The organism is Moraxella macacae 0408225 (assembly GCF_000320365.1).
Taxonomy (GTDB): domain Bacteria; phylum Pseudomonadota; class Gammaproteobacteria; order Pseudomonadales; family Moraxellaceae; genus Faucicola; species Faucicola macacae.
This window is the reverse complement of record NZ_ANIN01000002.1, coordinates 783939-795871: the sequence shown is the minus strand read 5'-3', so window position 1 is coordinate 795871 and position 11933 is coordinate 783939. Positions and strand designations below refer to the sequence as shown.

10 protein-coding genes are annotated in these 11933 nt (G+C 39.2%); 9 read left to right on the top strand and 1 reads right to left on the bottom strand.

Annotation, left to right across the window (positions count from 1 at the left end):
* Window positions 1-97 precede the first annotated feature (97 nt).
* On the top strand, window positions 98-445 hold the full coding sequence (locus MOMA_RS09055) for a DUF485 domain-containing protein (protein WP_009502229.1): 348 nt from the start codon (window positions 98-100) through the stop codon (window positions 443-445).
* Window positions 446-515: 70 nt separating this feature from the next.
* Window positions 516-2216, top strand: a complete 1701-nt coding sequence (locus tag MOMA_RS09050) for a cation acetate symporter (RefSeq protein WP_009502228.1) — start codon at window positions 516-518, stop codon at window positions 2214-2216.
* Window positions 2217-2719: 503 nt separating this feature from the next.
* Here the strand turns inward: MOMA_RS09050 and MOMA_RS09045 are convergent.
* Complete coding sequence (locus MOMA_RS09045; RefSeq protein WP_040625421.1) at window positions 2720-4219, bottom strand: alanine/glycine:cation symporter family protein; 1500 nt, start codon at window positions 4217-4219, stop codon at window positions 2720-2722.
* Between the two features lie 269 nt (window positions 4220-4488).
* Here MOMA_RS09045 and MOMA_RS09040 point away from each other — a divergent pair, with 269 nt between their 5' ends.
* The 7 genes from MOMA_RS09040 (at window position 4489) to MOMA_RS09010 (ending at window position 11910) form a co-directional block, all read left to right on the top strand.
* Window positions 4489-5670: an enoyl-CoA hydratase/isomerase family protein gene (locus MOMA_RS09040; protein ID WP_152411825.1), complete on the top strand. Its 1182-nt coding sequence runs from the start codon at window positions 4489-4491 to the stop codon at window positions 5668-5670.
* 102 nt (window positions 5671-5772) lie between these two features.
* Window positions 5773-6981, top strand: a complete 1209-nt coding sequence (gene rlmN, locus MOMA_RS09035) for a 23S rRNA (adenine(2503)-C(2))-methyltransferase RlmN (RefSeq protein WP_009502225.1) — start codon at window positions 5773-5775, stop codon at window positions 6979-6981.
* A 207-nt stretch (window positions 6982-7188) separates the two neighbouring features.
* Window positions 7189-8079, top strand: a complete 891-nt coding sequence (gene pilW / locus MOMA_RS09030; protein ID WP_009502224.1) for a type IV pilus biogenesis/stability protein PilW — start codon at window positions 7189-7191, stop codon at window positions 8077-8079.
* Window positions 8080-8215: 136 nt separating this feature from the next.
* The gene (locus tag MOMA_RS09025) at window positions 8216-9031 is read left to right on the top strand and encodes a RodZ domain-containing protein (protein WP_009502223.1); all 816 of its coding nucleotides are present in this window, start codon (window positions 8216-8218) and stop codon (window positions 9029-9031) included.
* Between the two features lie 86 nt (window positions 9032-9117).
* A complete protein-coding gene (gene ispG, locus MOMA_RS09020; protein WP_009502222.1) occupies window positions 9118-10242 on the top strand; it encodes a flavodoxin-dependent (E)-4-hydroxy-3-methylbut-2-enyl-diphosphate synthase in 1125 nt (374 codons plus the stop codon).
* A gap of 120 nt (window positions 10243-10362) precedes the next feature.
* The gene (locus MOMA_RS09015) at window positions 10363-11031 is read left to right on the top strand and encodes a YceI family protein (protein ID WP_009502221.1); all 669 of its coding nucleotides are present in this window, start codon (window positions 10363-10365) and stop codon (window positions 11029-11031) included.
* A gap of 72 nt (window positions 11032-11103) precedes the next feature.
* Window positions 11104-11910: a substrate-binding periplasmic protein gene (locus MOMA_RS09010; protein ID WP_009502220.1), complete on the top strand. Its 807-nt coding sequence runs from the start codon at window positions 11104-11106 to the stop codon at window positions 11908-11910.
* Window positions 11911-11933: the final 23 nt, after the last annotated feature.

Sequence of the window (11933 nt, the reverse complement as noted above, 5' to 3'; positions counted from 1 at the left end):
AAACACTAAAAACGCTTGTCAATTTAGAAGAAATTCGGTAACATGATTGTTGCTTTAAGGAATTTTTTTTGTATTTCGTTTCTGCAAGGAGCTACTTATGAACGAAAATCAACTGGAACAAATCAAAAACCACCCTTCTTTTAAACAAATGCAAAGCAAAAAATCTAAACTTGGGATTGCCTTTACGGTATTGACCTTGGTGGTGTATTTTAGCTACATTTTAATGATAGGAACAAATCCACAATTATTTGCAACGCCTGTGGCAGCTGGTAGAGTTACTACGATTGGCATTTATTGGGGTGTGTTCGTCATTTTCTTTTCAATCATCATTACCGCGATTTATGTGTATAAAGCCAACGGTGAGTTCGATGATTTAACCAAAAAAGTCATCAGTGATTTGAATTTAACCCAAGAAAAACCCCCTGTGGTTAGCAATGCCCACTAAAATTTAGCAAACACGGATTTGTAAAGTGGTATTTTATTAGATGAGCTAAATTTTAAAATAAGGAAATTTTATGAAAAAATACACAAGATTTATGCTGAGCAAATTTTTGCCAATGATGGCAATGTTGTCAGCTTCTCATATGGCTTTTGCTGATGCAATTGGCGGTGAGGTTGAAAAGCAACCGTTAAATGTGGCGGCGATCGGTATGTTCGTGCTGTTTGTGTTGGCTACGCTTGGAATCACCTACTGGGCTTCAAAACAAAACCAAACTGCCAGTGATTTTTATACCGCAGGTGGCGGAATTTCAGGCTTTAAAAACGGTCTTGCTATTGCAGGCGACTTTATGTCCGCGGCATCGTTTTTGGGTATTTCAGCGATGGTGTTTACCAATGGCTATGATGGATTGTTATACTCAACGGGCTTTTTGATTGGTTGGCCTTTGGTGCTGTTTTTAATTGCTGAACGCTTGCGCAATTTGGGTAAATTTACTTTTGCAGATGTGGCATCTTATCGTTTTGCTCAAAAGCCTGTGCGAATTTTTGCAGCCTCCGGTACAATGATTGTTGTGTTGCTATACCTAATTGCTCAAATGGTGGGTGCTGGTAAACTCATTCAATTGTTGTTTGGATTAAGTTATATTTGGGCGGTGATTATCGTCGGTGTGCTTATGATGGCTTATGTGCTGTTTGGTGGTATGCTTGCGACTACTTGGGTGCAAATTATTAAGGCGGTATTGTTGTTGTCAGGTGCGTCATTTATGGCAATTGCAGTGCTATACCATGTTGGTTTTAGCCCTGAAGAAATGTTTCGCCAAGCAACCGCAGTACATGAAAAAGGCGTAAAAATCATGGCGCCTGGTAGCCTTGCATCAAATCCAATCGATGCTGTGTCATTAGGTCTTGCTTTGATGTTTGGTACAGCGGGTTTGCCACACATTTTGATGCGTTTTTTTACCGTACCAGATGCAGCAGAAGCTCGTAAATCGGTATTGGTTGCAACAGGATTTATCGGCTATTTTTATTTATTAACCTTTGTTATTGGTTTTGGTGGTATTTTATTGGTTACCAAAGACAATCCGCACTTTTTTGAAACGGTTGTTAAAGATGGCAAAAATGTCGTGCAAATGATTGGTGGCAGCAACATGACAGCCATTCACTTGGCAGAAGTTGTCGGTGGTAACATGTTCTTAGGTTTTATCTCGGCGGTAGCGTTTGCGACGATTTTGGCGGTAGTTTCAGGTTTAACCTTGTCAGGTGCATCGGCAATTAGCCACGATATTTATGCTGAAGTTGTCAAAAAAGGTAAGGCCAGCCACAAAGATGAGTTAAAAGTATCACGCATAACTGTGATAGCTTTAGGCATTATTGCAGTGATTTTGGGTGTTGCTTTTGAACAACAAAATATTGCATTCATGGTTGGTCTTGCATTTGCGGTTGCAGCATCAGCAAACTTCCCGGTTTTATTGTTGTCTATGTTCTGGGACGGCTTAACAACAAAAGGTGCGGTATTTGGTGGTTTTTCAGGCCTGTTTGCAGCAGCGACTCTAATCGTACTGGGTCCAACGGTTTGGGTAGATGTATTGCATCACGGATCGGCAATTTTCCCATACAAAAATCCTGCAATTTTTAGTATGCCAATTGCATTTTTTGTAGCTTGGATTGTGTCAGTTAGCGACAAATCTGCACGAGCAGCCATTGACAAAGATGGATTTGATGCCCAGTATGTGCGTTCATTGACAGGTATCGGTGCGGCAAAAGCATCTGATCATTAATAATTTTATTAAGCGTTAAAACCCCAAGTTAACTCAAGTTGGCTTGGGGTTTTTATTGGTTGTTGTAAATGATCAACGCTTTTTATCTTTTCATCGTATGGTACTGTGTTTTATCAATCATGTTTTATCAACCATGTTTTGTTAATCATTGCGTGGCTTGTTTGGCGTATGTTTAAGAAAGAGCAGGGTTTAACTAAAATTGGCAAACGTTGCGTTGGCAGGCGTGTAGGCTTGGTTGAGTATATTGAAATTTGTGATGATTAGACTGTTGGTTTGAAACTACAATGCTTTGAAACCACAGTGCTTTGAAAACACAATGCTTTATAAACTTTTTAGGTTTTTAGATAAACAACCATGTATCAATAAGATCTAAAAACTTGTTGTAAAAACAGTTGTTTAAAAAATTGTAGTATGAAATGGGTATGTATATTGTAAAAGTGTTTGGTTTAAGCACAAAAAACCCATCACAAGTGTAATGGGTTTGGTTAAATATGAAAGCCTAACTACGGTATAAAATGTGATTGCTTGGGGTTTTTCATTGCATCTTGACGATATCTTTCACCAATTTCTTTCCAAATTGGGGCATTGTGAACGCCACAGCTTTCGGCATCGTAAATTGGATCTTTGCCTTCTTTGGCTTGACGTTCATAGTCGCGCAAGGCATTAAACGCAGGTTTTTGCAATAGCAAAATTCCGATGATGTTTAGCCACGCTGTTAAGCCTACGCCTGCATCACCCAACGCCCAGGCCAAATCAGCGGTTTTGATGCTGCCATATACCACCACTGCCAAGAAAATCAATTTTAACGCAGGTACAGCCCAGTCTATTTTTAGTGTGCGTTGCAAATACCGAATGTTGGTTTCGGCATAGTAGTAGTAAGCCATAATTGTGGTAAAGGCAAAGAAAAACAACGCAATTGCCACAAATACCGAACCAAAACCAGGCATGATATTTTCCATAGCGGTTTGTACATAGCCTGGCCCTGCCGATACACCCTGTACACCGTGATATAAATAAGCGTCTTTATTGGTTGGATCTTGTACATTATACATGCCTGTGATTAACAGCATAAAGCCTGTTGCAGAACACACAAACAGGGTATCTACATAAACTGAAAATGCTTGTACCAATCCTTGCTTGGCAGGGTGCGACACATCTGCTGCAGCCGATGGATGCGGACCAGTACCTTGACCTGCTTCGTTAGAATATAGACCGCGTTTTACCCCCCATTGAATTGCAAGCCCCAATACCGCACCAAATCCTGCCTCTAAACCAAAGGCAGAGCGAAACACCAAGGCTAGCACATCAGGCAATTGACTAATGTGCATAATGATAATCACAACAGCCACGATAATGTATGCCAATGCCATAAACGGTACGATTAATTCAGCCACCGATGCAATTCGCTTAACACCACCAAAGATAACAAAACCAACCAAAATTGCCAAAATTGCTGCTGTAACCGTGGTAGACATACCAAGAGAGTTATTCATTGCATCGGCAATAGAATTGGCTTGTACGCCCGGTAATAACAAACCTGCAGACACAAACATAGAAACGGCAAACAATACGCCATACCATTTTTTCCCCAATCCTTTTTCAAAATAATAGGCAGGGCCACCGATAAAAAAACCATTTTCATCTTTTTCTTTGTAAATTTGTGCTAGAGTGGATTCAACAAAGGCGGTACTTGCCCCTAAAAATGCCACCATCCACATCCAAAATAACGCACCTGGCCCACCAAAAGTAATCGCAGTTGCTACCCCTGCGATATTCCCCGTGCCAACACGCCCAGCCAAACTCATTGCCAGTGCTTGAAACGATGAGACGCCTTGATCGGTGCTTTTGCCGTCCATGAGCAGTTTGATCATATTGCCAAAATGACGCACTTGTAAAAAGCGGCCACGCAACGAAAACCACAATCCTACGCCCAAGCAAATCGCAATAAACACAGGACTCCAAATTACATCATTAATTTTTCCAACCAATTCCTCTAAGGTCATACGCCCTCCTGCTTGCTTTGGTTTATATGAAATATTTTTAGCATTGATATCCATTGATTGCAAAATCTTAAGTTACAAAACCTTGCAAATGCTAATAATGTTGAAATAGTATTAAACAAAAAAATAGATTTTGCAATATTTATTTGTATAAAATTACTAAAAAACACCGAGCATGGTTTTTGACTTAAATAGTTCACGAAATTTACTTGCTTAATCACAAAAAATTCAGCAAAATAAACCTTATAAACATGACAAAAAGGAAGATAAATATGAATACGAGTATGAGTATGAATGAGACTTATCAAACGGTTAAAACAGATTTTGTGTTGTTTGATACATTGCCAACCGATGACGGTAATTTGTTAGGCATGATTACACTAAATGCTCCAAAGGCATTAAATGCACTGGATTTAACCATGTGCCAACAGATTTTGCAACAATTGCAAATTTGGCAAAATGAAGCCAAAATCGTGGCAATTTTTTTACAAGGAACAGGCGAAAAGGCGTTTTGTGCAGGTGGTAATATCCGCAAAATTTATGACAGTATGATACAAAAACCCGCTGTTAGCGAACCTTGTCCAATTAACTTATCAACGTTAGATTATGCCGAGGCGTTTTTTGTTAACGAATACCGCCTAAACCGCTATATGGCAAGCTATACCAAGCCTATTATTGCATGGGCAAGTGGGATCGTGATGGGTGGTGGTTTGGGGCTTGTGGCAACTTGCAGTCATAGAATTGTTACCGAAACGACGCGTTTTGCGATGCCTGAAATCAATATTGGATTATTTCCTGATGCAACAGGCAGTTGGTTTTTACAAAAAATGCCCGCCCAAACTGGCTTATTTTTTGGCTTAACAGGGGCAAATGGCAATGCAGGCGATGCGTTGTTGGCAAATTTGGCAGAATTTTCCGTGCGTAGTGAACAAAAATCCGCTGTACTACAAGCCTTGCAAAAAGCCGATTGGCAAAAAACCTGTGCCAAATTTGTTGTGAGTCAAGCCTTAAGCCAGCTTCATACCACCGAGCATTTACCAGACAGTCATGTTGTAAAACATTGGCAAACTTTGCAAAAAATTGTGAATGCAGGCGATATGTTGGCAATTGATGATTTGTTAAGAAACAGTGCGTTTATTGCAAAATATTGTCAAGATGAATGGCTTGCTCAAGCAATTGACACTTATCAACACGGTTGTCCAGTCAGTGCAAGTTTGACTTTTGCGTTGTTTCATCGGTTAAAAACCTTGTCATTGCCTAAGATTTTACAAATTGAACTCAACACCGCCATTCATTGTTGTCATTTTCCTGATTTTCGTGAGGGCGTGCGTGCGTTGTTGGTGGATAAGGACAAAAATCCAATGTGGCATAAAACTTTGGCAACGATTACGCCTGAGTATATAAATACTCATTTTGATGATGTTTACCAAGGCGATGAATTGTTGGTTTTATAAAAATACGGTCTAAATTTTGATAAAGCGAAAAATATTGGTATAATACGAAGTTTAGCCAATTTTTCGCTATTTTTTAATTAAACCTTGCTTAATACAACTTTTATGAACAAAATCACCGTCATTGATCCGAACCAATTTGTCGCTTTAACCACGCAAAAAAACGATCCTGCACCAAAAACCAACCTGCTTGGTATGAGTAAAACCAAACTCATGGAATTTTTTAAAAATTTAGATGAAAAACCCTTTCGTGCAACACAAGTGATGAAATGGATTTATCAATTTGGCGTAACTGATTTTTTTGAGATGACGAATTTATCCAAAAAATTGCAAGAAAAATTAACAAACATTGCGTGTGTGATACCGCCTGCTGTCAAATATAAAGAATTTAGCGAGGACGGTACACGCAAATGGGTATTTGAGGTAGCTGGCGGATCGCTTGTGGAAACGGTATTAATTCCGGCAGATGATAACAAGCAATTTGGGCGTAAGACTTTGTGTATTTCCAGTCAAGTTGGCTGTGCTTTGGATTGTTCGTTTTGTAGTACAGGAAAACAAGGATTTGAGCGAAACTTAACAGAAAGTGAAATTATTGGACAATTGTTTGTTGCCAATCAATCCTACATGGAGGGCGTTCCTGCTGTAAAACGTGAAAATCGCGTAACCAATGTGGTGATGATGGGTATGGGCGAGCCGCTGTTAAACTATGAACCTGTGGTTGCCAGTATGTCGCTGATGTTAGATGATTTTGGTTTTGGTTTGTCAAAACGGCGCGTAACCTTGTCTACATCGGGCGTTGTGCCAAAAATGTATGATTTGGCAAAAGACATTGATGTGGCATTGGCAATCAGCTTGCACGCACCAAATGACAAACTTAGAAATGAACTTGTGCCAATTAACAAAAAATACCCATTGGCAGAACTCATTAAAGCAGCCAAAGCTTATGTGTATGATGAAAATCCGCGCCATAAAAAACATGTAACCATTGAATATGTTATGCTAAAAGATGTCAATGATAGCGACGAACACGCCCATCAGTTGGCTGTTTTGCTGCAGGATTTGCCTAGTAAGATTAACCTAATTCCGTTTAATCCATTTGCACACGCACCTTACGAACGCTCAAGCAATAATCGCATTCATGCTTTTAGTGGTATTTTAAATAACGCAGGTTTTGTCTGTACTATCCGCCAAACACGCGGTGATGACATTGATGCAGCGTGTGGGCAACTTGTTGGACAAGTGGCAGATAAAACCAGACGAGCCAAAAACTGGCAACAAAAAATTGCTCAAAACGACCGCTTAAAGCAAAGTTGAGGCAATTATGAAATGTTTTTATGAAATGTTTTTATGAAATTTTGCTAACATTTGTCAATAAATATCGTTAAATATAATAAATACACCAAATTCACTTTTTTTGTTGTGCTTTTTTAGTTAAATTTGTTATAGTATGTAGTATTTGCTAAGTTTTTAGTTTTTAGTGTTTTTAAATTTTTTAAACAGGGTTTTGCAAAGGTTTTACAAATGAAACAATTAAATCATGGTTTAATGCTTGACAATGATGATTTTGGATTAAAAAAATGGAAAAAAAATGTTTTGGCAAGCCTTGTTGTGTTGGGTATGTCAGTGATTGTGATGGGTTGTAGCCAAAGCCAAACCATAAGCAGTCAAACAATCACAAGCAGCGATCCGAGCCGTTGGATAAAAGATCCAAAAGAAATAGCCCGTTCACGCACAGCGATTGCAGCACAGTTTATCCGCGAACACAGACTTGACGATGCCAAACGCCAATTAGAGCAAGCATTAAAATCCGATCCAAACTCACCGCAAGCTCATGATATGATGGGCGTGCTTTTGCAACAAGAAGGCAGTGCGTTAAATCTACAAAAAGCCCAGGCTTATTTTAAAAAAGCCCTTGAATTGGATCCGGATTTTACTCAAGCCCATAATAATTACGGCGTGTATTTGGCAAAAGTCAAACGTTATTCTGAAGCCATTGCACAGTTTGAGATTGCAGGATCAACGCTGGGTTACGAAGGTAGAGCAGATGCACTTGAAAATTTGGGGCGTATGTATTTGCAAGTTAACGATACCGCTAAGGCAAAAGAAGCTTTCGGTAAAGCCTTAGATGCCAATCGCTACAGCGTGATTGCTCGTTCAGAGATGATTGATATTTTTATCAACGAAAAACAGACCTTAAATGCCAAAAAATTGCACGCTGATTTAATGACAATTTTGGGGGAGGAATACCTTGATCCGCGTACCTTGCAACAAGGAGCAAGGCTTGCAAAACTCACAGGCAACAACACCGAATTGCAAAAATTTAGCCAACAATTGTTGGATAAATTTCCAACAAGTTCTGAAGCCAAACAATTAAAACAATGGCTACGCACACCAAATGCAGTGTGGAAATAAGGCTAAAATTTTTTTTGGTAACTTTTGGTAGCTTTTTTGGTAATTATTGCTTTGGTAATTATCACTTTGATTTAATTAAACTTGATTGAATGATTTAACTTTGAAATATTGTACCTTGAGATATTGTGGATAATGTATGCAAACGAAACAACCAGTCAAAAATTCAACCCAAGCAATGGATATGTTGCATCCGCTTGGGCAGCGTTTAAAACAAGCCCGTGAAAAAAAAGGGCTAAGTCTTGATGATGTGGTGAACGAAACGCATATTTTAAAACGGCATTTGGTGGCGTTAGAAAATGCAGATTTTGAGGCGTTACCACAGCCGACATTTGCTCGCGGTTTTGCGGTGAATTATGGGCGGTTTTTGGGTTTTGATTCGCAGGTTATTAGCCAAAGTTTTGACGCTCAATACCCAAGCGAATTGCGTAAGAAATATGAAAGTTTTGACAATGCACCGCTACAACCGATGGGAACGTTACAGCGTGATAGTCGTGGCGGAATCAAAATTAATTGGTTTTTGATTGGTGGGATTTTGGTTGTGTTGATTGTGGCAACGATGATTTTTAAAACGGTTAAAAATGCCCATCACGAAAATCAACCTGCCGAAATTGTGCAAGAAGTTACTCCACAAGAGCAAGCCACAGGAGCATCGCTTTCTAACGCAGGTTCAGCAATTGGCAGTCATGTGCATACTGCAAGTGCAGCATCGACTACAGGTTTATCTACGCTTGAGATTTGGGTTAAAAATAAAACAACGATCAATATCACCGATGCTACAGGCAAGGTGTTGTTACAAGGCAAGCAGGCTCGTGGAGGGTATAATTTATCAGGGCAAGCACCGTTTAATGTGCAAATTGACAAAGCGAGCAATGTCAACATTGATTTTAACAAACAACCGATTAAAATCAGTGATTATGCTCAAAACAACCAAGCCAATTTTACATTACAATAGTGAATTTGATTAAAAAAATTGGTTAAAAATAGTTGTAAGTTACATAAAAAAGTTACATAAAAAGTTACACAAAAACAGGAATAACCATGTCGCACCACAGCCCTATTCTGCGTAAGCCTACCAAAAAAATCCACGTTGGTAATGTGGCAATAGGTGGCGATGCACCGATTAGCGTGCAAAGTATGACCAATACCAATACTTGTGATGTAGATGCAACGGTTGCCCAAATTGAACGTTGTGTGGATGCTGGAGCGGATTTTATGCGTGTTTCTACGCCTACGATGGAGAGCGTGGAGGCTTTTGGCGAGATTAAAAAACGCGTGTCTGTGCCACTGGTTGCTGACATTCATTTTGATTATAAAATTGCTTTGGCGGTAGCGGAACAGGGGGCGGATTGTCTGCGTATTAACCCTGGCAATATTGGCAATGAACAAAAAGTGCGCGAGGTGATCGCGTGTGCCAAGCATCACGGCATTAGCATGCGAATTGGTGTGAATGCAGGATCGCTTGAAAAAGATTTACAAAAAAAATACGGTGAACCGACAGGCGAGGCTATGTTAGAATCCGCCTTGCGTCATATTGATATTCTTGACCGTAACAATTTTGCTGAATACAAAATCTCGGTAAAGGCAAGCAATGTGTTTTTGACGCTTGATGCGTATCGCCTAATTTCAGCACAGATTGACAATCCCTTGCACCTTGGTGTTACCGAAGCGGGTGTGTATCGCACAGGTACGGTAAAATCAGCGATCGCCTTGGGCGGATTGTTGCTTGATGGCATTGGTGATACCATGCGAATTTCATTGGCAAGTTTGCCTGAAGAAGAAATTAAAATTGGTTTTGATATTTTAAAATCATTAAATATTCGTAGCAATGGCGTAAACTTTATTGCTTGTCCAAGTTGTAGCCGGCAAGAATTTGACGTGATTAAAGTGATGAATGAGTTAGAGGCGCGTCTTGAGGATATACGCGAACCCATTGATTTATCGGTTATTGGCTGTAAAGTCAATGGGCCAGGCGAGGCTAAAGAAGCGGATATTGGTGTTGTGGGAGCAAGTCCTAATAGCTTGGTTTATAAAGGAGGTCAAAAAAGTCATTTGATTGATACTAAGCAATTAGCCGATGAAATTGAAGCGATGGTACGCGAGCATGTTAAAGTTTTGCAGGAAAAACGAGCTCGTCAAATGATACACACAATAACATTGTCATAAGAGAACATTGTCATAAGGGCTTATTTGTCATAAAAACTTATTTGGCAATTTATTGGTTAAATTGGTTAAAATTTTACGTTACACTTACTTTTACGTTACACTTACTCTTGGAGTTGTATTATGAACAAAACGTTAGTGATTTTATTATCCATTCTTATGTTTGGTTGCACACCTACGCCAGAAACCAAAGACAGCCAGCCTGCTGTGCAAACCGAAACGGTTGAAAAAGTTGATAATACCAATATCCCAACCGACATTGTAGAGTGGGCGCTGAAAACGGCAGATATTGTGTTTACCAGTACCAAAACCGATGTAAATGGCAACAACATTCCAGAAACGGGGCGTTTTACCGATTATTCTGCTGTATTGGATAAGCAGGGTAATTTGAACATGAAAATTAATTTGGCAAGTGTTGATACCGATATTGCAATTAGAGATCAACGTTTGGTTGAATGGTTGTTTGAGACGGATAAATTTGCCACGGCGGTAATTTCAGCCGATCTTGATCCTGCGACAATTAACAATTTGCCATTAAACAGTCCATTAACTTTAACCCAGCCAATTAAGCTAGAAATGCACGGACAACAAGCAGATTTGGTGGGTGAGTTAACCATTACACGCACAGGTTCGCATACAATTGTGGTAGAAACCCAAAAACCAATTGAAATCAATATTGAAAGTTTTAATATGACCGAGGGGCTTGAACGTTTGCGCGATGTTATGGCATTGGCAGGCATTAATGTAACCGTTCCTGTAACGTTTAAAGGTGAGTTTTCGCGGCCTTTATAATGGGTATCAATAAATATATCGGCATATTCAAACCTTAAAAGATTTTATTTTTATCAACAATACCGAGGCGTTATGAAAAAATTATTTTATATTCCTTTTTGTGTGTTAATGGCTTCATGCTCTTCTGAACAACAACCACAAGCAACCGAGGCATCAGCACAACAACCAAGCGATACTAAAGCAGGCTTAACTCAAGTAAAAGTGGGTTTTATTGCCTCGGCAACAGGCAACGCCCCGCTAAATTCTTTAGATGAAAAAGGCATGTTTGAAGGGTTTGAACATGATATTTTGCAAGAAGTTGCAAAACGTGCCAATTATAACTTTACTTATGAATATAAACCCAGAAAACAACTGATGGACGATGTTGAAAATGACGGTGTGCAGATTGTTGCAGGCAATATCAGTATCACCGAAGATCGAGTGGCAAAATATGCGATGACAAATTCGTATTTGGATGCGTATCCGGTTACCATTTTAAGTAAAGACGCCGAGTTAAAAAGTATGGAGCAACTCAAAGACAAAAGTGTTGCAATAAAAGACAGTCCGATAGATACTTTTTATGATGTGGTTAACACCCAAAAAGCCGAAGAAAAAGACAACATTCATTATGTCAATAGTGATTGGTTGGCGGTAAAAAATGTATTGTCAGGCGATTCTGTGGCAGCGATTGGCAATTCATCGGTAATGCCTTATTATTTTGAAAAATATTCCACCAAAGAAACGCCATTACATTTTGCAATAGACTATGCTTATCCACAAGAAAGCTATGGATTTTTATTGAAAAAAGACAACAAACAGTTGTTAGATGATATTAATAAATCCTTGGCGGATATGAAAGCCGATGGCACTTATCAAAGTATTTTTAAGAAATGGTTTTGATGAATGTTTGATCTAAATCATGT